This window comes from Deinococcus sp. AJ005 (assembly GCF_009017495.1).
Lineage (GTDB): Bacteria > Deinococcota > Deinococci > Deinococcales > Deinococcaceae > Deinococcus.
This window is the reverse complement of the sequence record NZ_CP044990.1, coordinates 1,047,993-1,072,233: the sequence shown is the minus strand read 5'-3', so window position 1 is coordinate 1,072,233 and position 24,241 is coordinate 1,047,993. Positions and strand designations below refer to the sequence as shown.

Here is a 24,241-nt window from a genome sequence, read left to right as displayed (position 1 = left end):
TCAGTGAGACGGCGGATGAGGGCTGCCTCTAGTTCAGCGCCGCCTCTGATGCAGGCCGGTCTCTGATGGAGTCAGTTCTGGAAGCGGCGACGTGGGGTCTGGGTCAATAGTGCCTGGGCCAGCGCCACCGGATCATGGCGGGCCTGTCCGGGTTGCAACAGCGGCAGCACCACGGCACAGTCGCTCAGGTCACGGCTGGCCCCATCCAGGTTGAGCAGATGCGCGCCCGCCTCCGCGTAGCGCTGCACGACTTCGGGGGGCAGGCTGGCGTTGTTGACCAGCACGCAATCGGGGGTGCGGCCCAGGTGGCGGGTGATGGCGCGCACGTGGTCTTCCAGGCTCAGGCCATCGGTCTCGCCGGGTTCAGTCATCAGGCTGGATACGTAGATCAGGGGAGCCACCGATTCGCGCACGGCGCGGGCAATTTCGGGGACCAGCAGAGCGGGAATGATACTGGTAAACAGGCTTCCCGGCCCCAGCACCAGTTGCTCGGCGTCGCGGATGGCATCCAGCACTGGGGGCAGCGCGGGCAGATCCGGCGGATCGAGGCTGACCTGCCGGATGCGCGCGTGACCCACCGATTCGGCAAACTGGCTCTCGCCCCGGATCACGCCGCCGTCCTCCAGGTGGGCCACCAGGGTGGCGGGCGCGGTGGTGGCCGGAAAGACCTGTCCGCGAATCCGCAGTACCTCGTGGATGTCCTTCATGGCCACCGCAAGCCCGCCTTCCTCCTCGCTGAGGGTGGCCAGCATCAAATTGCCGAAGGTGTGGCCCTTGAGGCCGTCGCCGCGCGTGAAGCGGTGCAGGAGCAGCCGCGCCATCACCGGGCTGTCGCTGAGGGCCGCGTAGCAGTCGGTCAGGTCACCGGGGGCGATCATGTCCAGCGATTCGCGCAGACGTCCGCTGCTGCCGCCGTTGTCGGAAACGGTCACGATGGCGGTGGTATGAGCGGTATAGGCACGCAGGCCACTCAGCAGGTTGGACAGACCCGTGCCTCCGCCCACTGCCACGATCCGGGGGCCGCGTGACAGGTTGCGCCGCTCGTAGATCAGGTCCAGCGCCGTGCCAGGAACTGTACCCGTGCCGCGCAGGATGGAACGGTTGAGCATGGCGATGCTGAAAAACGCCCCGATCAGTGCCAGTGCCATGACCACCATACCGGTGACATGCAGCGGCACCAGTCCTGGATCGGTCAGCGTATTCAGGTACAGAATCCAGCGGGTGGCGACGAAATGCAGCGGCCCGGTCCAGGTGAAATGGAGGAAACCCACCGCCCCCACCAGCGTGCAGACCATGAACAGGATCAACCAGCGCTTGACGCCCATACCCGGCGCGAGCCACACGCGGGCGCGGCGGCTGGCGTACTGCCCACCCCGCACCGCCCGCCGCCGCACGGCACTGGCCCGGCCCAGAGTGGCTGGAGACCGCTCGCCCAGCCGTTGGTCGTCCAGCAGGGGCGGATCACTCATCGCCGCCTCCCCATCTCAGCCCGCCTCCAGCTTCATATCGCGGTGATCGGCCACCTCCACGTTCAGGTCTTTCAGGTCACCTGCCAGCCGGTCCGTCACAGCCACGGCGCGGTGCTGCCCGCCCGTGCAGCCGATGCCAACTGTGTATCCATGCCGCCCGCTGGCCTTCGCCCGTTCGGCGGCGGTGCGGACGAAGCCGCGCAATTCGGCGTAGAACGCCTGCGCGTCCTCGTTCTGGAACACGTAGTCGGCCACGTCCTTTTCAAGACCTGTGCGGGGCCGCAGCTCCGGGTCATAGAAAGGATTGGGCAGGGTCCGCACGTCCAGCACCAGATCCACGTCGCGCGGCGGCGAATGCTTGAAGCCGAAGGACACCAGCCGCAGGTGAAAATCGCGTTCCAGGCGGTACAGCCCCAGCACCCGCTCGGCCAGTTCCTTGGCACTCAGATCGGTGGTGTCGATCACCGTGTCGGCAATCGAGCGCAGTGGCGCAAGCAGTTCACGCTCGCGGGCAAAATCCACCATCAGCATATCGCCCAGCGGGTGTTCGCGGCGGGTCAGGTTGTAACGCTTGAGCAGCACGTCCGCCGTGGCCTCCAGAAACAGTACCCGCAGGTCCTCACGGCGGCGTGACAGCCGCATGTAACTGGATTCCAGCGCCCCCAGGAAATCGCGGGTGCGCGCGTCGGTGCTGATGGCCACCCGCTTGAGGCCGCGCGCCTCGGCCAGATCGTGCATGGCCCCCCACAGCTCGGGCGGCAGGTTGTCGGTGGTAAAGAAGCCCGCGTCCTCCAGCGTGCGCAGAACCGTACTCTTGCCACTGCCTGACAATCCCGAAACCACGATAAACGGCATACGGCCCAGTCTACTCGGGCTGGCGTGAACTGCGGGCATGAACGGTCAGGCGGAACGCATGGTGGGCTGCCTGATCATGGCGCAAGTCCATCCTGATCACAGTTGATCATGGTCCGGTCACGGTGCGTTTTTTAAGGTGGGTCCATGCGAAGGAAAGGCACTCGGCCAGCGGTTGGCAGAGCTTCCGGCGCCCAGGAGGAAAAGACCATGAAACCACTGAATATTGCTTTGCTGCTGACCACTGCCCTGAGCCTCGCCGCCTGCGGAGGTGGAGGAACCCCCACACCAGACCCAGCAGATACCACCGCGCCCAGCGTCGTGTCCATCACGCCTGCCAGTGGGGCCACCGGGGTTGCCAAGGACGCCAATATCGTGGTGACCTTCAGTGAGAAAATGAATCAGGCGGCCACGCAGGCGGCCTACCAGTCCACCGATCTGCCCGCCGCGAGTGTGACTTTTAGCTGGAACGCTGGCGGTACGGCGCTCACCATCAATCCCAATGCGGACCTCGCCTACACCGCTCTGGGGAAGACGTACAGCTTCAGCCTCAGCACCACGGCCACAGACATCGCGGGCAATGCCCTGCCCGCCACTAACAGCAACTTTAAGACTTTCAAGCAGATCACCACGACCCTGAGCAGCACGCCAGCGCTGGATGGCCGGGTGCGTTCAGACGGAGAGGTGGTGACCAACGACGGCTCCCTGTATATCGGCGACAGCGCCACAGTTGGAAATGCCACCTACCGCAGCTATCTGAGCTTCGACCTGGCTGGCCTACCCGCTGCCCTGACCAGCGCCAACATTCTGGCCGCGAACCTGACCGTCAACCAGTACGCGGTGGCTGGCAGTCCGTATACCGACCTGGATGTGGGGGCCAGCGATTTGATGCTGGATCATGTGAATTACGGCACCTCACTGACCGCCGCCGACTTCGATCCTACGGTGTACAGCAACCAGGGTGACATCATCAGCAGCCCCACTCTCGGCAACTACACCAAGTCTGTCCTGAGTGCCCTCAAGGATGACCGAACCAACAGCCGCGTCCGCTCGCAGTACCGCCTGCGCTTCGCCAAGCTGACCGATGGGGACGGCAACGCCGACATCGCTTACCTGAGATCGGGCGACAGCGCCACCGACAAGCCCAGTCTGGTGGTCACCTACCTGATTCCATAAGCGTCCATCCAAAACCAGAGCTGCCGGAGGTCAATTCGCCTCCGGCAGCTTTTTGTTGAGATTTTTTCTCAGCGAACCTTCGTCCCGCTCGGCAAATCCAGCCCCAGTCCCACCAGATCCAGATTGCCCGCATCGTCCTCGGCGGCCAGGATCATGCCCTGGGATTCAATGCCGCGCAACTTGGCGGGCTTCAGGTTCGCCACCAGAATCACCTTGCGGCCCACCAGCGCTTCCGGCTCATACCACTTGCGGATGCCGCTGACCACCGTGCGCGTTTCGTCGCCCATTTTCACCGTCAGCTTGAGCAGTTTGTCGGCCTTTGCCACCGCCTCGCAGGCGATGACCTCGGCCACGCGCAAGTCGATACGGGCGAAGTCGTCAATGGAGATCAGGGCTTCGGTTTCGGCGGGGGTGGCACTGGCGACGGGCGCGATGGGTTCTACGATCTGGGGCACGACTTTCTTCTCCTTCTGGATGGGCTTCTGCGGCTTGACCGACTTCTCCTTGCCTTCCTCCTGCTCCGGCTTCGGGAAGAGGATGGGGCCGCCCGGCACGCGCGTTCCGGCTGGAATCAGGCCCCAGGCTCCCGCTAGGGCGTAGGTCTGTCCACTCAGGCCCAGTTGCGCCCGCAGTTCGCGGGCCTTGCCGGGAATCACCGCTTCCAGACACACCGAGGCGACGCGCAACCCCTCGGCAGCCGTATAAAGCACCGTGTCCAGACGGCGGGCGGTTTCGTCGGACTTCGCCAGATTCCACGGCGCACTCTCAGCGATGTAGCGGTTCAGGTCACGCACGAAGTTCATGGCCGCCTCAATCGCCATATTGATCTTGAGGTCATCCACGAGGGCCAGAATCTGACCCGGCAGGGCCAGCGCCGCCGCCTCTATCTCGCGCTCGCGCTCGTTCGGCTCGTGCGCGGCGGGCAGCACGCCACCTCTGTACTTGTGAATCATGCTGACCGTGCGCGACAGCAGGTTGCCCAGATCGTTCGCCAGATCGCTGTTCAGGCGCGACACCAGAATGCCCTCGCCGTAGGGGCTGTCCGCGCCCAGCGACGCCTCGCGCAACAAGGTGTAACGGATGGCGTCCACCGGGAAGTCATTCACCAGTTGCTGCGGGTTGATCGCGTTGCCCAGGCTTTTGCCCATCTTGCGCCCATCCTCGGCCAGGATGTGGCTGTGGACCACCAGTTTGCGGTACAGCGGATAGCCCGCCGCCTTCAGCATGGTGGGCCAGAAGACCGCATGCGGCTTGAGGATATCCTTGCCGATGACGTGCCACGCCAATCCGCTGACCGTCGCCGGATCACGCCCACTGGCCACGAAGGGGGTCAGGTAGGACAGCAGCGCGTCGAACCACACGTAGGTGACGTGATCGGCGTCCCACGGCAGCTCGATGCCCCACGGCACGCGGCTTTTCGGGCGGCTGATACTGAGCGGGCCAATCGGCTCGGAGAGCATTTCCAGCACCTCATTGCGGTATCCGGCGGGTTGAATGAGCGTCGGGTTGGTCTTGAGAGTCTCCAGCAGCCAGTCCTGATACTTCTCCATCTTGAAAAAGTAATTGGCCTCGCGCCTCAGTTCGGGCGGCTGGGGATCACCGGGATAGCGGCGTACACCGTCCGCGCCCTCCACCAGTTCCTTGTCGGTCACGTAGCGTTCCGCGCCCACCGAATACAGCCCCTCATACTCGGCAAAGTAGATATCCCCAGCGTCGTACACGCGCTGCAAGACACCCTGCACGAACTTCTTGTGCTTGGCATCGGTGGTGCGGATAAAGGCGTCGTAGCTGATTTCCAGTTGATCCCATAGGCCCCGGAAGGCGCGGTCGCTCAGATCGTCTACCAGTTCTTGCGGCGTGACCCCGGCTTTGGCGGCGGCCTTGCTGATCTTCTCGCCGTGTTCGTCGGTGCCCATCACAAACGTTACGTCGCGCCCCGCCAGCCGCTGATAGCGCGCGATGGCATCCCCCAGAATCTTCTCGTAGACGTGGCCGATGTGCGGCTCACCGTTGGCGTAGTCGATGGCGGTGGTGATAATAAATTCGTTGCTCTGGCTGGTGTCGGTCATGGTTTGCCTTCCTTTCCACCCGGCATCGTAGAGATGCAGCGCCCTGATGAGAGGCGGGGCGGACAACCGGTACAGAATACGGAAAAACTGGCCAGAAAAAACGAGGGTGGGGTGCGTCCCGTTAAAGAGTTACATCCCGCCTGAAAACCCCGAACCGCTTAGGGGCGCGGGGGCATTCAAATCATCACGGTCTGTGGAGAGTTTAGGGCGGCCACCGCCGGAGGAACATAGCGGAAATGGCGCAGAGGTGTGCAGTTGGCCTGGGCAGTGTGTCGCACGCGCTGAATCAGGTGTACAGTGGGTCCACCAAAATCAGTCCGCGCCGGAAGCCGTTCGCCCCGCCCCCTCTTTTTGACTAAAAAGGATCGGTGGTTCAAGAATGCCCGTTCGTATTGTGAGTCTCGCCGCGCACAGCGGCGCTGGGAAAACCACGCTCTGCGAAGCCCTGCTGCACCACAGTGGGGCCATTTCACGTCCTGGCAAAGTAGAGGACGGCACCACCCAGAGCGACCACACCGACGCCGAGAAGGCCCACGGCTTTTCCATCACCACCGGAGTGGTGCGCCTGAACCACGGCGGCACCGATATCACCGTGCTGGACACCCCTGGTTACGCCGACTTCGTGCGCGAGATTCGCGGGGGCATCCGTGCCTCTGACGCCACGTTGATGGTGGTCAGCAGCGTGAGCGGCGTGGAGGTGGGCACCGAGCGCGTGTGGGCCACAGCAGACCGCTTCAACATGCCGCGCCTGATTGCCGTGAACAAGATGGACCGGGAGCGCGCCAACTTCTCCGCCGTGCTGGCTGATCTGCGCTCCAGCCTGCCGGGCAATGTCGCGCCGCTGTACCTGCCGATTGGAGAGGGGCCAGAGTTCCGGGGCGTGGTCAACGTCCTGACTGGGGAAGTGAGCGGAGACGGCGAGGTTCCCTCCGATATGCGCTCGGTGTTGAAGGAAGCCCAAGGCAGCCTGACCGACGCCATCATTGAATCCGACGATGCGTTGATGGAACGCTTTCTGGAAGGCGAGAAGATCGGCACCGAGGAATTGCACGCCGCCCTCCTGCGGGCGGTTCACGCGGGAACGCTGTATCCGGTGATTCCGGTCAGCGCCACCACAGGCGTTGGCATTCCGCAACTGCTGGATCTGCTGGTCACGGGCCTCCGCAGTGCCCGCGAACGTGGCCCCACCACCGGGCAGGACGGCCAGAACCGCGAGCCGACGCCCGACGCCCCCTTCAGCGCCCGCGTGTGGCGCGTCAGTATTGATCCCTTCGTGGGCAAACTGGCGTATATCCGGGTCTACAGCGGCACCCTCAAGCCCGGCGACACCGTAGTCAATACCTCGCGTGACCATACCGAGCTGAAACCTGCCCACCTCTATCTGATCAACGGCAAGGAATTGACCGAGGTGCCGGAGCTGAGCGCTGGGATGATCGGCGTGCTGACCAAATTGACCGACTTGCACGCCGGGGACACGCTGGCCGATCCTGCCAACCCGATCCAGTACGACGCGCTGTGGCTGCCCGATCCGGCACACACCGTCGCTTTACATCCCGCCACACGTCAGGACGAGGACAAGCTGGGCGCGGCGCTGACCCGCCTGATGGAAGAAGACCCCACCCTGCACTTCCGGCGTGATCCGCAGACCGGGGAGCAACTGCTGAGCGGCATGGGCGACATGCACCTGACCATCGCCGCCGAGAAACTGGCCGCACAGGGCGTGACCGTGACCACCACCACGCCGCAGATTCCATACCGCGAGACCATCCACGCCGCTGCCGAGGCGCAGGGCAAGCACAAGAAACAGAGCGGCGGCCACGGACAGTACGGCGATTGCACCATTCGCATTGAACCCGGCGAGGATTTTGAATTCAGGAGTGCGGTGGTGGGCGGCGCGATTCCCGGCAAATACATCCCCAGCATAGAGAAGGGCGTGCAGGAGGCCATGATCAAGGGCAGTCTGGCGGGCTACCCGCTGCAAGACGTGCGGGTGACCGTACTGGACGGCAGCTATCACGATGTGGACAGTTCGGACATCGCCTTTCGCATGGCGGGCGGTCAGGCCCTCAAGAACGCGCTGGCGAACGCCCGGCCCGGCCTGCTAGAACCTGCCGTGCTGCTGAAAGTTCGTGCGCCAGCCTCTTTTACGGGCGACCTGATCAGCGACTTGCAAACGCGCCGCGCCCGCGTGCAGGGCATGGACACGGGCGGCACGGTGATTACTATCAGCGCCGTAGTGCCGCAGGCGGAGTTGCAGAATTACAGCGCCGATCTGCGCTCATTGACTGGGGACCGAGGGGCCTTTTCCGTCAAGCCGCACGGGTATCAGGACGTGCCGGACCATCTGGCTAAGAAGATTATTGAGGAAAGAAGGGCGGAGATGGCAGCAGGCTGAGCCGCGCTGGCGTACCATCCTCCCCATGTCCCACCCAATTGCCGATCTCCGCTCTGATACCGTCACCACGCCCACCCCCGAAATGCGCGCCGCGATGGCGTCGGCGGCGGTGGGCGACGACGTGTACGGCGAGGACCCTACTGTCAACGAGTTACAAGCCGAAGTTGCCCGCTTGACCGGACACGAGGCGGGCCTGTTCATGCCGTCCGGCAGCATGACCAATCAGGTGGCGATTGCCCTGCACACCCGCCGGGGTGAGGAAGTCGTCTGCGCCGAGGGCAGCCACATCTATGAGTGGGAACTGGGCATGATGGCGGCCTTTTCTGGCGTGGTGCCGCGCTTCGTGCCCGCACCGCTGGGCGTACCAGACCCCGAACAGGTGCGGCTGGCGGTGCGTCATAGCATCCACCAGTCGCCCACCGGCCTGATCAGTCTGGAAAACACCCACAACAAGGCGGGCGGAACTGTTATTCCCCTGAAGGTGATTGAACAGATTCGCGCGGTGGCCGATGCCGAGGGTCTTCCCCTGCATCTGGATGGCGCACGGGTCTTCAATGCGGCGGCGGCGCTGGACGTGCCGGTGTCCGAGATCACGAAGCACTTCCACACTGTTAGCGTGTGCCTGAGCAAAGGGCTGGGCGCACCCGTGGGCAGCGTGCTGGTGGGCAGTGCCGCCGCCATGCAACAGGCGCACCGCTACCGCAAGATGCTGGGCGGCGGGATGCGTCAAGCCGGGGTTCTGGCCGCAGCCGCCTTGGTGGCCCTGCGCGACGGCCCCGCACTTCTGAAGGAAGACCACCGCCGGACCCGCCAACTGGCCGATGCCCTGGCAAACGCGGGTTTTGATGTGAACCTCGCCGCCGTGCAGACCAACATCATTTACGCCACGCTGCCCAACGCTGCCGAACACGTGGCTAAATGGGCTGAACAGGGCGTGCTGACCAGTGCGTTGGGGCCGGACTCGGTGCGCTTCGTGTTGCACCACCAGACCGGGGATGAGGCGCTGGCGGGGGCGATTGGGGTTTTGACTGCGTAAAGCGAACTCCAGAATTTGCCAGTGACCCAGGCCCCAACCCTCAAGAAACCTCCCCCATTCAGCGGAGGCGTGTCCCGTGGGCGGCGCAGTACCCTCTGAACCATGACCGCGCCGGATTCTCCCACCACGCCCCAGCCCTGGCCCGACGAGACGCACGCACCCACACCTCCTGCGGGGATCCGGGCGGTGGACGGCAACCGCGCCGCACTGGGCCTGCTGATCATCCAGAACGTGGTCTCGGCGTTGCTGATCGCCCAGCGTGTCCCGCTGGGAACGGCGCTGCTCGGCTCGTTCGCGGTGGTGGTGGCGGCGGCGTTCATCTTCTTCCGGCCCACCGTGCGGGCGCTGGCCGCAGACACCCGCTGGCGCACGCCGCCGTCCTGGGGGCTGGCGCTGGCGGCCTTCGCGCTGGCATTTCTGGCCTCCCGCGCCTTTGCTCTGGCGTACCTCACCTTCTTCCCCAGCGCGGCAGATTCAGTGCCGCAGTTTCTGAGCAGCGGGCCGGACGTGTGGGCGCTGCTGCTGGCGGCGGGCCTGCTGATCCCCTTTGCCGAGGAAGTCGCTTTCCGGGGCCTGCTGATGCGCGGCCACGAACGGGCGGCGGGCTTCACGGTGGCGGCGCTGACCTCCACCTTCGCGTTCTCGGTGGCGCACGGCGTTCCGGCCAGTATTGCTGGGATTCTGCCGCTGGCCTACGTGCTGGCGCGGCTGGTGCAGCACAGCGGCAGCCTGTGGAACAGCGTGATCGTCCACGCGCTCAACAACACGCTCGCGGTGGGCCTGGGCGCGTTCCTGGCCGGAAAGAATCTGGGCGATCCCGCGCAGGCTGGCGAACTGCTGAGCAACCCGGCGCTGAAAATCCCACTGGGGCTAGGCGCGCTCTTCTTCGGTGGCGTGGTGATGGTGGTGTTACATCTGTGGCTGACGCCCAGGCCTGACGTGCAGGAGCGTAGCGCCCCCGGCCCGTGGCTCAGCCTTGCTTATGTAGTCATCGTGCTGTTTGGCATAGTGGCAGTGGCCCTGACCTTCCCGCAGGTCAGCCTGTGGTTTACCGATCTGAGGGGCGCGCTGTTCTGATCCCGCCTTCTGTCCCTGGCCCCAGCCGCTAGCATGGCGGGGTTTATGGCCTCTCCCCGCAAATCCAAGCCCAACAACTCCAACGCCAGTAAGACCGCCCCCCGGCTATCCCCGCCGCGCAAATCCGCCCCAGCTCCCCTGCCCGACCCGCCGACGCCCGCCACGCTGCTGGTCAGCCCGCGCAGTTTTGTGCGCCAGTTGCAGGAGGTTGACTTGGTGTGGTGGCGCTACATCTGGGTGGCGGGCGTGGCCGGGCTGCTGGGCGGACTGGCCTACACCCTGCTGGTGCGCCACGCAGCGGCTTTCGCGGCGGCCAACAGTGAGACGGCAGCCCCCAATTTCGCCACCTACGCGGTCAACGTGCTGGGCACCACCTTCCTGAGCATTTTCATCTTCGTACTGATGTGGGGCTTTGGCCGGGTGGGGGCCGGGTTCAAGGGCCGCGCCGCCGAGGTCTACGGGGCCAGCTTCGCGCTGATGGCCCCGCTGTACCTACTGGTGATCGTGGTCACGCTGCTGACCCCCGCCGCCACCTTTCTGCCCGACGCAGCCAGCATTGCTGGGCTGGGCAGCGATCCCCGCGTGCTGGAGCGGGCTGCCCTGGCCCAGACCTTCCAGACCTCCGCCGGATTTGCACTGGTGGTGGTCACGCTGCTGGGGACGGCGGCGCAGTTTGGCTTCGTATACGCCGCTATGCGCCAGTTGACCGACAAGCCCATTCAGGCGGTCATGGGCACGCTGCTGCCGCTGCTACCCGCCCTGATCATCCAGTTGATCGGGGTATCGCCTCTGCTGTTCGCGCGCTGAGGCTCATCTGGCAGGAGTTAGGAACCCGGCTGATGAACTGCCCTCAATCCTCCGAGTCCTGAATCCTGAATTCGTCTTTCAACGCGGCTAGCGCGGCGTGGTAGCCCGCCATGCCGTGAATGCCGCCGCCGGGTGGTGTGCTGCTGGAACACAGGTAAAAGCCCTTAACCGGGGTGCGGTAGGGGGTAGAAGTCAGCACCGGGCGGGCCAACAGCCCCCACAGATCACCCTTACCGCCGTTCACGTCGCCGCCACCAAAAACCGGGCTGTATGCCTGGAGCATGGGCGCGGTGGTGCGGTGGCGGGCCAGCACGAGGTCACGGAAGCCGGGGGCGTAACGCTCGATCTGGTCTTCCATGCGGTCCTGAACGTCCTCATCGCTGCCGTTGGGGACGTGCGAATAGGCCCAGAAGGTGTGCTGCCCGGCGGGGGCGCGGCTGGAGTCGAACAGGGTGTGCTGCGCGGCCAGCACGTAGGGACGCGGCGAGACGTGGGTGGGGGCGGCAGCTTCCGAGCGGGCCACCTCGTCCAGCGTGCCGCCCAGATGCACGGTGGCGGCGCGGGCCACGCGCGGGTCTGTCCAGGGCACCGGGCCACTCAGGGCATAGTCCAGCTTCTGGATGCCGGGGCCGTAGCGGTAGCGTTCCAGCGCGGCGCGGTAGGCGGCGGGGGCGCGGTCACCCAGCAGCTTCAGCAACATGCCGGGGCTGCTGTCCACCAGCGTCACGCGGGCGGGGGGCAGATCGGCGGCGGAATTGACCTGAACGCCCGTGAAGACTTCTCCACCCAGGAATTCCAGATACGCCCGCATGGCGTCGGGAATGGCCTGCGCCCCGCCGCGCGGGAAGGGCCAGCCCACCGCGTGGGCCAGCAGCGCCAGCACCAGCGTCATGGCCGAGGTGCCGGGGGCCGAGAACGGCAGTACGGTGTGCGCGGCCAACCCGCCCCACAACGCGCGGGCCTCCGGGGTGCGAAACAGCAGTTTGCCCAGCGCCCCGGCAGGCGGCAGCCCGCGAATGCCAAACTGCGCCAACGTGAAAAAATGCGACGGCACACGCGGCAGCGGGCGCAGGATGTCGTGCAGCAGGCCCTCCCAGTCGTTCAAGAGGGGTTGCATCAGGCGTGTCCAGGTGGGGCCGTCTGCGCCCAGTGCCTCGGCGGTGGCCTCCAGACTGCGCTCCAGCGTGACCGAGCCGACTCCCAGCGGATGAGCGACAGGCGCGCCGGGCTGCACCCAGTCCAGGCCAAAAGCGTGCAGCGGCCACCTGCGAAACGCGGGGCTGGCGGCGGCCAGCGGGTGAATGGCGCTGCCGTAATCGTGCACAAAGCCGGGCAGAGTCAGCGGCAGGCTCCGCATTCCGCCGCCCACCGTGTCGTGGGCTTCCAGCACCTGCACGCGCAGTCCGGCGCGGGCCAGCGTCAGGGCCGCCGAGAGGCCGTTGGGGCCAGCGCCGACGATCAGGGCGTCCAGGGTCATGGGCGCATGGTAGTGCCTGTACTGGGCCTGCGCCGTGCCTGCACTGCGGCAGGATTGCCGTCCAAATCAGCCGGACGCCGTGTCCTCTCCCGACTGTCTCCCCTCTGGAGACATCACACTCCCCTGACACCACACCTGCCGGGCAGGTATGCTTCGGGCGACCCAGAGCCGTTCCCTGTAGGCCACATTCCTGTAGCCCAAACCTCAATCCCCGGAGGATGTTCCCTTGCCTGTCCCGTCACGCCTGTCCACTGCCCTGCTGGAAAGTCGCCGCTCGCCCCTGATGGTCTTTTCCGGCCAGAGCAACCGCCCACTGGCGCTGGCCATCTGCGAACACCTGGGGGTGACGCTGGGCCACAGCATCACCGAGAAATTCACCAACGACAACCTGATCGTGCATTACGAGCAGTCGCTGCGCGAGGCGGACGTGTTCATCGTGCAGTCCTTCAGCAATCCGGTCAGCGACTCGATCATGGAATTGATGCTGATGATCGACGCCGCCAAGAGTGCCAGCGCGGGCCGTGTGACCGCCGTGATCCCGTATTACAGCTACGCCCGCAGCGATAAGAAAGACAGCCCCCGTATTTCCATCGCGGGCCGTCTGGTGGCCGATCTGATCCAGGCGGCGGGCGCGGACCGGGTGCTGACCATGACCCTGCACAGCCCGCAGGTCCACGGCTTTTTCAAGGTGCCCGTCGATCACCTTTCGGCGGACCTCGTGCTGTCCGAACACTTCCGGGGCTGCGTCGACAATGCCCACGACGGCGTGGTCCTGGCCCCCGACGCGGGCAGCATCAAGCGGGCCAGCAGCATTGCGCGCCTGCTGGACTGTGGGCTGGCGATGATCGACAAGGAGCGCGTGTCCGATACCGAGGTGGTGCCACGCGCCCTGATCGGTGAGGTGGACGGCAAGACCGTCTTCATCGTAGACGATGAGATCAGCACCGCTGGGAGTCTGGTGGAAACGGTCAACATCGCCCGCAGCATGGGGGCCAGGGACGTGTACGTGGCCGTCACGCATGGTGTCTACAGTGGCCCGGCCATCCAGCGCATCGCGGGCCTGGACGTGACCCAGGTGGCCAGTTGCAACACCGTGTACGTCTCGCCAGAAAAGATCGAGGCGGCGGGTGGCAAACTGGCCGTGCTGGACGTGGCCCCGCTGTTTGCCAGCGCGATTGCCAACATCCACACCGGGGCGAGTGTCAGCACGCTGTTCAGCTAGAAAAGACCCTTGAAAAAGCCCTCTCCCACGAACAATGGAGAGGGCTTTTTCATGTCTTCAAATCCCAGTGACCTGAGTTCGCGTGTCCTGAGTTCCGGCATCCTGATTTCCCGTGTCCTGAACATTGGGCAGCGTGAAATGCACGGCGGTCCCGCCGCCCGGCGCGGCCTCGATCCAGATGCGCCCGCCGTGCTTTTCCACGATACGGCGGCACACGGCCAGCCCGATGCCGTTGCCCCCGGTGGGCGTGCGCCCGTGCAGGCGCTGGAACATTCCAAAAACCTTGTCGGCGTACTCCGGCGCAATGCCGATGCCGTTGTCGCGCAGGGTGAGGTGAATCAGATCGCCGTCCGGTTCCCCATTCAATTCCACCCGCAACTGGCTCTCCGCGTGGAACTTCAGGGCGTTGCCCAGCAGGTTGCCCAGCAACTGGCGCATCTGGGGCGGGTTGGCCCACACGGGCGGGACTGCGGCCACCTGTAATTCGGCGTCCGGGGGCCAGTTCAGTTCGGCCTGCACATCGCGGCACAGTTCGCCCAGATCGGTGGCCTCACGGGGGGCTTCCTCGCTGACGGTGGACAGGGCCAGCACGTCGCGGACCAGCCTGCGGGCGCGCCCCACCTGCTCGGTGATGTGGCCCAGGTAGATGTCGGCGCGTTCGTCGAGCTGCTTGCCCCGGTAGCGCTGGCGCAGAATATCGGCGTAGGCCCCCAGCGTCCGCAGCGGTTCCTGCAAGTCGTGGCTGGCCACGTAGACGAACTGCGAGAGTTCCTCGTTGCGGTCCATCAGTTCGCCGTTCAGGCGTTGCAGGGCCGCCTCACTGGCTTCCAGCGCCTCGGTGCGCTCCTGGACCCGCCGTTCCAGCCCGGCGTTCAGCGCCGTGACCTCCAGCTCGGCCAGCTTGCGGCGGGTGATGTCCTCGTGGGCCACCAGCGCGTAGTGCGCGCCGTCCTGCGTGAACCGGGTCACGCGGGCCAAGTAATAACGCTGCTCAGTGGGCGTGTGGCAGGGATATTCCAGTTCAAACACCTGCTGCTCCCCGGCCATCACCGCGCGGATGCCCTGTGCGGTGGCGCGGGCGTCCTGACCGTCCTGGCCCTGCGCCCCGTCGCAGATGGACAGATAGTTGAGACCCACATCGTTGCCCATCCCGCCGTTGCTGCGCGCGAAGGCGGTCCAGGCGTGGTTGACGGCGACGATCACACCGTCCGCATCGACGATAGCGATATGGGCAAGCAAAGCATCAAAAGCCGCCACGGCAAAACGTTCGGGCGGCGATTCCGGCAACATGGCCTTCAGGGTAACACCCGCGCCGGGGTTACCCTTCTCCCATCTGATCTTAATTTTTTCTTTCTGGGACGCAGGATTGTCAACTGGATAACGATTGGCCCCTCATCCGATTATTAATCTATTTTCGTGAGTTCCCCACCCTTTCATCTGCTGCTGGTCGAGGACGAGCTGGCCGACGCCCTGCTCTTCCAGGACATGCTTTCCGAGCAGGATCAGGAAATCACGGTGCATCACGTCCAGAACGGCCGGGAAGCCCTCGACTACCTGTGCGAGCCAGCCCCCGGCCCCCGGCCCCATCTGATCGTGCTGGACCTGAACATGCCGATCATGAACGGTCACGAGTTTCTGGAGCGCGTCAAGTCCCTGCCTGAAGTGCGCTCCATTCCGGTGCTGGTCCTGTCCACCTCCGAGCATCCCAGCGACATCCACCGCGCCTACGAGGGGCAGGTCAGCGGGTACGTGGTCAAGCCGGGCAATTACCAGGAATACATGCATGTGCTGGAAACGATCCGGGCCTACTGGCGCGGGCTGGTGCGCCTGCCCAGCCTGGAAGAGGTGATGCAGGGCCGCATGGGTTTTTAGAAGCTGCGGAACCGGGACAGACCAGCCTCCACGTCAGATCGGGAGGCTTTTTTACTGTTTCATTCGCACGGGTTTCAGAGCTGTCGGCCTCTCCGCTTTCCGATAGCGCGGAACAGTTTTATTTGCTCCGCAATGTCGCCATCGAACGCAGATACCAGTGCGCCACCGCCCGCATCACTTCTTTGTTGTCGCCGTCACGGACGCTGACATCGATCACCAGACGCGCCTTGCCCTCTGTTTTATAGGCTTCCAGGGCAGCGGGCAGTTCCGCAGCGCGGGCCTCGGCTCTGGCGGTCAGACCGCCGCGTGCCCGGCCCACGTAATGGGTATCCAACCGTTCGATCAGGGGCACCGCGCTGGCAAAATGAGCGGCGAAGGCCCCACCAAACGCTGCCCCGCTGACGGCCTCGGCCAGCAGGAACTGCGCCCCGGCGTGGATGGTCCCCAGATGGTTCTGAAAAGGGGGCGTATCGGGGCACTCCCCGGTGGCCCAGCCCACACCGACATCGGTGATGGTCACGCCCACGGTGGCGTTCATGGGAATGTTGTGCAGGGCGGCCTTGACCGCCTGGACAGCTTGCGGGGGCAGGGGGGATTGCAGCGTGGGCTGGGTCATGGGTGAACCTCCGGGTTGGGGCGGGATTTTGAACTGAGTTCAAGTATAAGGGTCATGCAGCTACTGCCGCACGATCTCGACGGGTTCAAAGTGATTATTTTGTAGAGCATCATCGATCTTTCGCGCCTCGGTCCAGGCCAGATCAAATTGTGCCTGCGTGATCTTGCCATTCAGCAGGGCCGTCTCCAGCTCGTCCTGATCAATGATTTCCGTGTCCATCACGCGCCACCGTCCATCTGGCAGAACAGCGCAGTTGGCCGTGACATCCAAGTAAAGATCGTCAATCCACGGCAGCCCACCCTCGCCCACGCCGGTCCTCTCGCCCACATCGACATAAAGCTGAAGTGGACTCCCCGAAGTGTCCAACATCACCAGCAAGGCATGTTTGGTTCCCTCTGGAATATAAGAAATCCAGCGGTAACCAGTGTCCATCACCGTCAGCGATTGCCCCAGCAGCATGCCAATCAGAGGCGTGTTCATCTCCAGCACGCGAAAATCGACGATGGTGCCGCCGGGTAGGGCCGTAACTGTCTGCTCACTGTGGGCCACCTGATGCCAAGCTTGATGGTCTGTTCCCTTGCGTCTCACAGGGCAATAGTAGAGCGGCGCTCAAGTATACGGGTCTTCCACATAGCGCCGCAGCACGTCCACGGGGGCGTATGTTCCGGCCCGCAGTTCCGCCTCGATCTGGTGGGCATGGTCCCAGGTCCGCGCGGCCAGTTCCGGCGTGACCAGCCCAGCCTCTACCGCCTCGTCCAGTTCATCGGCGTCGATAATCTCGGTGGCGGCCACCGTCCAGCGCGCCGTTTCATTGGGATCACCCACCACGTCCAGGTACAGGTCATCGTGCCACGGCAGGCCGTCCTCGTCCACGCCCTCGCCGCCGTGGATATCCACGTAAAATTGCACGGGCTGGCCCGCCGCGTTCATCTGGACGGTCAGGGCCGCGCCCATGACACCTTCGCCCGCGCCAGTGGGATGACAGCGAATCCAGCGGTAGCCGTCGTCAAGGATCAGGTGGCGCAGGATTGATCCTGATCTGGACACTTCCAGCGGGCGAATCACGGTCTGGGCCGTGAAATCCACGATCACGTACCCTGGCACGGCCAGCGCCGTCTGGGTGGACTGCGTGACCCGCGCCCAGGGCCGGAGGTCAAAGGTTTTGCGCTTCACGCCCTCAACAGTAGCGGTTTCGTTAGGATGGGGGCGTGATCCGGTCTGTTCGCCGCCTGTGGCCCGCGTTGGTGTTGATGGTGCTATCGCTGGGGGCATTGTGGGCTGTTTCCGCCATCCGCGAGGCCGGGACCGAACGCCAGCGCCAGATTGCCGAAACATCGCGTCAGACCGAGGCACAGCGTCTGATGGCCTCTGATCCGGTGCGTTTCGAGGAATACGTGCGTCAGGTGGCCCTTGCCGCTGACGTGATCGGCGACGGCCAGCAGGACGCCAGCGGACCGTGCCGGAGCGTCAGCGGCTTCGAGAGCGGCGTGGGCGATCCGCCACCCGAAACCGCAAGCTGTGTCATCCATGATCCAGGAGAGGGGCCAGCCACCGTGAAGCTGATCCTGGGTGACGGGCGGGTTTTCCTGTGGCCCAGGGAGTGAGTACCGCCTTTGTAGAACAGAAAAAAACGGCGGAGGTCACGCCCCCACCGCGTCTTTAAACCCCATTTTCAGTTCATTCCGTTCGGTCCACCCTGGCTCTTGTTCTTCTCGTCAGCGCGGCGGCGCAGTTCGCTGGCCAGATCGGTGAAATCCTGGGCGTTGGGCAGCACCTTGCGGGACTGCTGCTTGGCCTCCTGAATCACCTTGACCTGTTCCCTGCGGCTGTCGGGCAGGCCCAGTTGTTTGCGCTCAAAGTAGCTCTGCGCCACCCGGCCCAGCGCGAATGTCCAGCCATAAACGGCGGGCGCAGTGATAATGCCGCCGATCACCGGCAGCGCCAGTTTCGCCAGACCGCGCATCAACTGACGCGCCGCCATGCCGTAAGCGATGGTCACGCCCAGCTCCCGCACGATCTCCAGCGCCCGCTCGGGAGAAATATCGAAGCCGTAGATCTTGCCGATGTGCAGCACCATCTTGGCCTGCACCGGGGTAATCACCAGAATGTCCGCGAAGGGAATCGGCTCGATGGCCACCGCGCCCGACAGCAGCGCCGCGCTCTTGATGACCTCATCCACATTCTCATCCCGGCTCAGCCCTGGATCGATGTCGAAGTTGAAATTATCGAGAACCTGCTTGACCAGCGGGGGCAACATAGGGCGAGTGTACTCCGGGAACGGCGCTGCGCGTGAGCCGAAAGGTGGGCGGGTGTTCACCTTCGCCGGGGCCTGCATCGCCAAGGTCTGCGCCAGCCTGACTGTCGGCACAGCACGGCAAAAAGTTAGGACACGCCGGGGGGGGTGACGTGTCCAAGGGAGGGAAGGATGAGGGGTGTGTTGCACCTCTCAGGATCAACTCTAGTTCCGCGCTCTCACATTTTCCTGACACGCGAATTCTAAAACTGGCGGAGAGACCTGCGAATTATGCCCTGCTGTTCAGCGCCGCCAGCGCGGGCCATCCTTGGTGTCCTCGACAGTCACGCCCACCTGGGTCAGCGTGTCGCGCAGCTCGTCGGATTCGGCGTACTGCTTGTTCAGGCGGTAATTCTGCCGGGCCTTCAGAACCAGCTCCATCAGCGTGCCGACCACCTCCGAGTTGTCCTCCTGCGCCGCGCTGCCCCCGGCAAACAGACCCAGCACGTCGCCGCCCAGTGTGCGGAAAGCGTCCCGTGCCCGCTCAAGCGTGACCCGCCCAACCCTGCCCACCGCCAGCGCGGAGTTCATGTCGCCGCTCAGACCGAAGAGTGCGGCCACCGCTTTGGGCGTGTTGAAGTCGTCGCGCATGGCGGCTTCAAACGCCTGCACATGCGTCTCAATTTTGCGGTCCAGCGCAGCGTCTCCCCCGTCCGGCGCGTCACCCAGACGGCGCTCTATCTCATGCAGGCTCTCGCTCAGGCGGCGGTAGCCATTCTTCGCGGATTCAAAGGCCGCGTCGGAAAATTCGGTGATGGAGCGGTAATGACTGGACACCAGCAGAAAGCGCACCACCATCGGGTCATGGCGCGAAAGGACGTCGGCAATGGTGGTGAAATTGCCCTTGCTCTTGCTCATCTTCTCGCCGCCGATGGTCAGCATGTTGTTGTGCATCCAGTAGCGCGCGAAGGCGTGACCCGCCGCCTCGGCCTGCGCGATCTCGGCCTCGTGGTGGGGGAATTCCAGGTCCAGGCCGCCGCCGTGGATGTCAAAGCCCTCGCCCAGATACTTGAGGCTCATGGCGCTGCATTCAATGTGCCAGCCGGGAAAACCGATGCCCCACGGCGAGGGCCAGCGCATCAGGTGGCCGCCCTCGGCGTTCTTCCACAGGGCGAAGTCGCGGGCGTCGTGCTTTTCGCCGCGCACGGCCTCGCGCGTGCCAACGTCTTGATCGTCCAGCTTGCGGCCCGACAGCTTGCCGTAGTCAGGCCAGCTCCGCACGTCGAAGTAGACGCTACCGCCGGATTCGTAGGCGTGGCCGCGTTCAATCAGTTCCTCGATCAGCGCGATCTGCTCGGTAATGTGCCCGGTGGCGCGCGGATTGATGCTGGGGCGCAGGATGTTCAGGGCGGCCATATCGTCCATGAAGGACCAGAAATACTTGTCGGCCACTTCCATCGGCTCCAGGCGTTCCAGCGCGGCGCGTTTGGCGATCTTGTCCTCGCCGTCGTCGCTGTCGTCTTGCAGGTGGCCCACGTCGGTGATGTTCGCCACGTAGCGCACCGCGTAGCCGAAGTGCATGAAGGCGCGGCGGATCACGTCGAAGGCCACTTCCTTCCTGGCATGGCCCAGGTGCGCGTCGCTGTAGACGGTGGGACCGCACAGGTACATGCCCACATGACCCGGCGTGGTAGGGACGAACGGGACTTTCTGGCGCTGCATGGTGTCGTACAGGATGATGTTCTGGTCAGGTTGGGGGTGGGCGGTCATAGAGAACTCCTTGAGGGTGGTGAAGGCAATAAAAAGCCGCGCCTCAACAGCAAAGTCGGGGCGCGGACGGCAGACGGAACGCTGCTTTACCGCAATCGGGGGCAACACACGGTCTTCATGGCAGGGAGTTTAGCAGATGGGAGGATGCCAAGGATGGGCGGAGGTCAGCTTTCAGGCCAGACCTGAATCACGTATCTCTGACCACTTTCAGGGTTTGGCTGTCCTGCAATCCGCAGGCGGACCCGGCCAGATGGTACAGGGACGCAAAGAGCTGGAGTTTCCATAAGCATGATGTCGCCAACAGCGAGGACGCCGGAGGCAACCGTCAGAGCAGCCTCAACGTGAAACGGCCATTCGCCCAGTGGTGGCGAGGGAGGACCTGGGAAGACCTCAATGCCGACGAATAATGTGACGGTCCAATCACGCTCATCCCAGCAAGAGACTGCGAGCTGGGTATTCCGAATACTCAGCAACCCGTTTTGCTCTGCGGGAGAATCCCAGAGCGGAGCCTCTTCAGGGTTAGGTGGGGCATGAGGGTCATAAAGCACAAACTGATCGTAGGAGGGCTGAAAGCTCACCTCGTAGGCCATAGATCAGTTTAGTGGCTCACCCCATCTCCAGATAAATCGCCTTCAAATACTCGGCTTCGGCAAACGTCGCGTGGTGGTCCGGGGCGTGACGGCTCGTGCCCAGCTCCTTCCATGTTCTGCCACTGGCCTGGGCCGCGCCGCGCACAGCGTCCCAGAATTCATCTGCGCTGACGTGGGCCGAACACGAGGCGCTGAGAAGGATGCCGCCGGGAGCCAATCGGGCCATGCCGTCGGCAGCCAGTTTGGCGTAGGCGCGAATGGCCCCGGTCCGCTCGGTTTCGCGGCGGGCCAGCGAGGGGGGGTCCAGAATAATCAGATCAAAAGTGCGGCGGGTTCTGGCAAGCCAGTCAAAAACATCCGCCTGCACAGTTTCATGCGGCGTGGTCAGTCCCGGATTCAAGGCGAAGTTATTTTCGGCCCCGGCCAATGCGTGGGCGCTGATATCCAGACTGACGACTTCGGTTGCGCCGCCCCGTGCTGCGTACAGCGAGAAGCCGCCCGAGAAGGAGAAGGCATTCAGCACCCGCCTGTCCTTCGCCAGCCCCTCCACCCGCCGCCGATTCTCGCGCTGGTCCAGGAAGAATCCGGTTTTCTGACCACGCAACACATCGGCTTCAAAGGCCAGACCGGATTCGTAGAAAACGACTGGATTTTCCGGCAAATCGCCCGTCAGGATCTGACCGTCAGACAGCCCCTCCTCTGCCGCGATGCTCTGAATATTGCGACTGAGGCGCAGAACCATTGCAGAGTCAGGGAAGCGTTCGGCCAGCAATCCCTGAATGCGGTCCAGATGCGGGAACCATGCCGCTGTGTAGATCTTGAGGACCAAGACCTGGGCGTAACGGTCCACCACCAGACCGCCGAAACCATCGGACTCGCCGTTGAGGACGCGGTAGCCGTCGGTGTCTGAGGCGTCGGCCAGCGCCCCACGCTTCTGCAAAGCCTGATCCAGATGGGCGGCCCACCATGCGTCGTCCAGCGTGACGGGCGGCCCGGCGTGCAGCACGCGCAGGCGCAGGGGCGAAAACGGGTCATACAGGCCAATCGCCAGAAAGCGGTCCCGGCGGTCATAGATCACCGCCAGTTCCCCGGCCTCGCCGTCTCGGTTCTGCTCACGCACGCTGGATTCGTAGACCCAGGGATGCCCGGCACGCACGTAACCTTCCGCCGCCAGGGTCACGCGCAGACGCAGGCGGGGAAGAACGGAAGCGGGAGAAGACATTTGCGGAGGGTAGCAGATGGCGGCGCGATCTTTCGGCCCGAGCGTCCATCCGGGCATCAAACGGCCTGCCTCCACCCACACGCCCCGGTCTGGAGCCGCTACAGTCCAGGGCGTGCAATTCCTGGCCCGTCTCGCGTCCCGACACCCCTGGGCGGTGCTGGCGGTGTGGATCATCGCCGCCGCACTGAGCCTGCCGCTGGCCGCCCGCGCCCCGGCAGCGTTGAATGCCGATCCGGCAGGGGGGCTGACCAATTCGGAGGCCAACACGGTTTCCGCGCTGCTGCGCGAACGCTTTGGCGAGCGGGACACCAACACCGCCATTCTGGTCACGCGCAGCAACCCGCCGCTGAATACGCCGGAAGGGCAGAAAAACTACGGGGCGTTCGTGGATGGTCTGGAAAAGGTAGCGGGCGTGTCGCGCGTCGTTCCGGCCACCACGGGCGGCCCCGTTCCCACACGGGCGGCGGACGGCGTGCTGGCCCTGACCGTGGCCCAGATTCCGTTGCAGGAGGGGGGCACCGAGGCGCTGTCGGCGGTGCGCCAGTACGTGCGCGGCGTCCAGAGCGAGGCGCTGAGCATCCGCGTGACGGGCGGGCAGGCGATTGCCGACGACTTCACCGAGTTCGCCGAGTCCGACACCAAGCGCAGCGAGTTCACGGCACTGCCCCTGATCGGCGGGCTGCTGCTGCTGGTGTTCGGGGCGCTGGTGGCCACTGGACTCCCGCTGGCGGTGGGCCTGCTGAGCATCTCCGTGGCGATGGCGGCGCTGTACGGCCTGACCTTCCTGATGCCCGTCAGCACCTTCGCCCAGAGCGTGATTACCATGCTGGGCCTGGGCGCGGGCATCGACTACGCCCTACTGATGGTCAACCGCTTCCGCGAAGAATTGAAGCGTGAGCCGGACAGCCGAACAGCCGCCGCCCGCACCGTGATGACGGCGGGCCGCAGCGTGGCCTTCAGCGGCATGACCGTGGGCATCGCGATGGCGGGGCTGATCCTGCCCCCGGTGGCCTTTGTCCGCAGCATCGGCATCGGCGGCGTGCTGGCAGTGATCCTGACCGTGCTGGCGAGCCTGACGGCGCTCCCCGCGTTGCTGGCGCTGCTGGGCGAACGGGTCAACAGCCCGCGCCTGCTGAAAGTGACCTGGGCGCAGAGTGGCGCGGCGTCGGCGGCGTGGACCGCGTTCGCCCGCCGCGTCACCGCCCGCCCCGTGCTGGGGGTACTGCTGACCACCGCCTTTCTGCTGACGCTGGCGATTCCTGCCCTGGGCCTGAAAACCGGCTACGCGGGCGCGTGGGGGCTGGTCCCCGGCGTGCCCAGCCGCGACGCCCTCGGGGACGTGCGCGAACTGGGCGCGGGCGGCTTGCTCAGCCAGTTTGAAGTGATTCTGGATTTGAAGGGGCAGAAGTACACCCCGGCAGACCGGGACAGGTTCCAGAAGGTGGTGAACGATCTGCGTGCCCTTCCAGACGTGAAGGCCGTCATCAGCCCCTTCCTGACCTCTGCCGATCTGGCCGGGGCAGGGACGGGCGGTCTGGAGGCGCTGAGCTTGCTGACCCGACGATCATTCAGCGCAGACCGCGAGTTGCTGCGGGTGACGGTGGTGCCGATGGATACCCTGCGTGCCCAGGACATCGCCGCCTTTGAAAAACGTGTGCGTCAGTCTCTGGACGCCAGCGGCTACGTCTATCTGCTGGGCGGCGCACCCGTGGGCGGCGAAGAGTTCAGCCGCGCAATCATCGGCACGTTGCCGGGGGTGATCGCGGTGGTCTTTACCGGCACCTTCCTGCTGCTGATGGTGGCCTTCCGCAGCCTGCTGATTCCCCTGAAAAGCATCGTGATGAATGCCCTGACGGTGGGCGCGGCGGTGGGTGTGGTCACGCTGATCGTGCAGGACGGCTTTCTGGCCGCGCCGCTGGGCATCCCCGCCGACGTGGGCGTGCTGGACGCCTCGCTGCCCGTGCTGCTGTTTGCCGTAATGTTCGGCCTGAGCATGGATTACGAGATCTTTTTGCTCTCGCGCGTGCAGGAGGAATACCTGAACGGGGCCAGCAACGACGAGGCCGTGGTGCTGGCCGTGGGCCACACCGCCCGCATCATCACCAGCGCCGCCGTGATCATGTTTATCGTGTTCGTGGCCTTCATGTTCGGGCGCGTGGTGGCCACCAAGAGCATCGGCCTGGGCCTGGCGGTGGCGGTGGCCCTGGACGCCACCCTGGTGCGCCTGATTCTGGTGCCCGCCTTCCTTAAGCTGGCTGGAAAGTGGAACTGGTGGCTGCCGGAGTGGCTGGACAAACGGCTCCCGCGCATCCGGCTGGAGCATTGAGCGGGGGGCCATCTTTTTCCAGGGCTGAAGAG

The 24,241-nt window shown here is 64.6% G+C and carries 21 protein-coding genes; 9 read left to right on the top strand and 12 right to left on the bottom strand.

Annotated elements, in window-relative coordinates; genetic code table 11:
• Positions 1-71: 71 nt before the first annotated feature.
• Entirely contained in the window at positions 72-1,469 is a 1,398-nt protein-coding gene (gene yvcK / locus DAAJ005_RS07085; RefSeq protein WP_226342617.1) for a uridine diphosphate-N-acetylglucosamine-binding protein YvcK, read from the bottom strand.
• A gap of 15 nt (positions 1,470-1,484) precedes the next feature.
• Positions 1,485-2,324 carry an RNase adapter RapZ gene (gene rapZ / locus DAAJ005_RS07080; protein WP_151846499.1) on the bottom strand — a complete coding sequence of 280 codons (840 nt, stop codon included), beginning with the start codon at positions 2,322-2,324 and terminating at the stop codon, positions 1,485-1,487.
• Between the two features lie 207 nt (positions 2,325-2,531).
• On the opposite strand from rapZ, the gene DAAJ005_RS07075 reads away from it, so the two are divergent.
• Positions 2,532-3,497: an Ig-like domain-containing protein gene (locus tag DAAJ005_RS07075; RefSeq protein WP_192930894.1), complete on the top strand. Its 966-nt coding sequence runs from the start codon at positions 2,532-2,534 to the stop codon at positions 3,495-3,497.
• A gap of 68 nt (positions 3,498-3,565) precedes the next feature.
• On the opposite strand, the gene metG is transcribed toward DAAJ005_RS07075, so the two are convergent.
• Positions 3,566-5,566, bottom strand: a complete 2,001-nt coding sequence (gene metG, locus DAAJ005_RS07070; RefSeq protein WP_151846497.1) for a methionine--tRNA ligase — start codon at positions 5,564-5,566, stop codon at positions 3,566-3,568.
• 379 nt (positions 5,567-5,945) lie between these two features.
• On the opposite strand from metG, the gene DAAJ005_RS07065 reads away from it, so the two are divergent.
• From DAAJ005_RS07065 to DAAJ005_RS07050, 4 genes are all read left to right on the top strand, one after another.
• A complete protein-coding gene (locus DAAJ005_RS07065) occupies positions 5,946-7,961 on the top strand; it encodes a translation factor GTPase family protein (RefSeq protein ID WP_151846496.1) in 2,016 nt (671 codons plus the stop codon).
• 25 nt (positions 7,962-7,986) lie between these two features.
• Complete coding sequence (locus tag DAAJ005_RS07060) at positions 7,987-8,997, top strand: low specificity L-threonine aldolase (RefSeq protein WP_151846495.1); 1,011 nt, start codon at positions 7,987-7,989, stop codon at positions 8,995-8,997.
• 102 nt (positions 8,998-9,099) lie between these two features.
• A complete protein-coding gene (locus tag DAAJ005_RS07055; RefSeq protein WP_151846494.1) occupies positions 9,100-10,074 on the top strand; it encodes a CPBP family intramembrane glutamic endopeptidase in 975 nt (324 codons plus the stop codon).
• Between the two features lie 45 nt (positions 10,075-10,119).
• Positions 10,120-10,881: a hypothetical protein gene (locus tag DAAJ005_RS07050; protein ID WP_151846493.1), complete on the top strand. Its 762-nt coding sequence runs from the start codon at positions 10,120-10,122 to the stop codon at positions 10,879-10,881.
• A gap of 43 nt (positions 10,882-10,924) precedes the next feature.
• On the opposite strand, the gene DAAJ005_RS07045 is transcribed toward DAAJ005_RS07050, so the two are convergent.
• Positions 10,925-12,358 carry an NAD(P)/FAD-dependent oxidoreductase gene (locus tag DAAJ005_RS07045; RefSeq protein ID WP_151846492.1) on the bottom strand — a complete coding sequence of 478 codons (1,434 nt, stop codon included), beginning with the start codon at positions 12,356-12,358 and terminating at the stop codon, positions 10,925-10,927.
• Between the two features lie 283 nt (positions 12,359-12,641).
• Here DAAJ005_RS07045 and DAAJ005_RS07040 point away from each other — a divergent pair, with 283 nt between their 5' ends.
• Positions 12,642-13,580 (top strand): ribose-phosphate pyrophosphokinase, encoded by a 939-nt coding sequence (locus DAAJ005_RS07040; protein WP_151848442.1) that lies wholly within the window; start codon positions 12,642-12,644, stop codon positions 13,578-13,580.
• A 57-nt stretch (positions 13,581-13,637) separates the two neighbouring features.
• Here the strand turns inward: DAAJ005_RS07040 and DAAJ005_RS07035 are convergent, their stop codons facing one another.
• Positions 13,638-14,870, bottom strand: a complete 1,233-nt coding sequence (locus DAAJ005_RS07035; protein WP_151846491.1) for an ATP-binding protein — start codon at positions 14,868-14,870, stop codon at positions 13,638-13,640.
• Between the two features lie 126 nt (positions 14,871-14,996).
• Between DAAJ005_RS07035 and DAAJ005_RS07030 the strand changes: the two genes are divergently transcribed.
• Positions 14,997-15,452: a response regulator gene (locus DAAJ005_RS07030; RefSeq protein WP_151846490.1), complete on the top strand. Its 456-nt coding sequence runs from the start codon at positions 14,997-14,999 to the stop codon at positions 15,450-15,452.
• A gap of 118 nt (positions 15,453-15,570) precedes the next feature.
• Here DAAJ005_RS07030 and DAAJ005_RS07025 read toward each other — a convergent pair whose 3' ends face one another.
• The 3 genes from DAAJ005_RS07025 to DAAJ005_RS07015 are packed head-to-tail and all read right to left on the bottom strand — an operon-like array spanning position 15,571 to position 17,241.
• Entirely contained in the window at positions 15,571-16,068 is a 498-nt protein-coding gene (locus DAAJ005_RS07025) for a PaaI family thioesterase (protein WP_151846489.1), read from the bottom strand.
• Between the two features lie 60 nt (positions 16,069-16,128).
• Positions 16,129-16,656: a DUF402 domain-containing protein gene (locus tag DAAJ005_RS07020; protein ID WP_226342616.1), complete on the bottom strand. Its 528-nt coding sequence runs from the start codon at positions 16,654-16,656 to the stop codon at positions 16,129-16,131.
• Positions 16,657-16,677: 21 nt separating this feature from the next.
• Positions 16,678-17,241: a DUF402 domain-containing protein gene (locus DAAJ005_RS07015; RefSeq protein WP_151846488.1), complete on the bottom strand. Its 564-nt coding sequence runs from the start codon at positions 17,239-17,241 to the stop codon at positions 16,678-16,680.
• Between the two features lie 35 nt (positions 17,242-17,276).
• Here DAAJ005_RS07015 and DAAJ005_RS07010 point away from each other — a divergent pair, with 35 nt between their 5' ends.
• Positions 17,277-17,672 (top strand): hypothetical protein, encoded by a 396-nt coding sequence (locus DAAJ005_RS07010; RefSeq protein ID WP_151846487.1) that lies wholly within the window; start codon positions 17,277-17,279, stop codon positions 17,670-17,672.
• Between the two features lie 68 nt (positions 17,673-17,740).
• On the opposite strand, the gene DAAJ005_RS07005 is transcribed toward DAAJ005_RS07010, so the two are convergent.
• The 4 genes from DAAJ005_RS07005 to DAAJ005_RS06990 form a co-directional block, all read right to left on the bottom strand.
• On the bottom strand, positions 17,741-18,325 hold the full coding sequence (locus tag DAAJ005_RS07005; protein ID WP_192930893.1) for a YcjF family protein: 585 nt from the start codon (positions 18,323-18,325) through the stop codon (positions 17,741-17,743).
• Positions 18,326-18,604: 279 nt separating this feature from the next.
• Positions 18,605-20,071: a cysteine--tRNA ligase gene (gene cysS / locus DAAJ005_RS07000; protein WP_151846486.1), complete on the bottom strand. Its 1,467-nt coding sequence runs from the start codon at positions 20,069-20,071 to the stop codon at positions 18,605-18,607.
• A gap of 164 nt (positions 20,072-20,235) precedes the next feature.
• The gene (locus DAAJ005_RS06995) at positions 20,236-20,661 is read right to left on the bottom strand and encodes a hypothetical protein (protein ID WP_151846485.1); all 426 of its coding nucleotides are present in this window, start codon (positions 20,659-20,661) and stop codon (positions 20,236-20,238) included.
• A 16-nt stretch (positions 20,662-20,677) separates the two neighbouring features.
• Positions 20,678-21,883, bottom strand: coding sequence for a 23S rRNA (cytosine(2499)-C(5))-methyltransferase (locus tag DAAJ005_RS06990; RefSeq protein ID WP_151846484.1), 1,206 nt, complete (start codon positions 21,881-21,883; stop codon positions 20,678-20,680).
• A 112-nt stretch (positions 21,884-21,995) separates the two neighbouring features.
• Here DAAJ005_RS06990 and DAAJ005_RS06985 point away from each other — a divergent pair, with 112 nt between their 5' ends.
• Positions 21,996-24,209 carry an MMPL family transporter gene (locus DAAJ005_RS06985; protein ID WP_192930892.1) on the top strand — a complete coding sequence of 738 codons (2,214 nt, stop codon included), beginning with the start codon at positions 21,996-21,998 and terminating at the stop codon, positions 24,207-24,209.
• Positions 24,210-24,241: the final 32 nt, after the last annotated feature.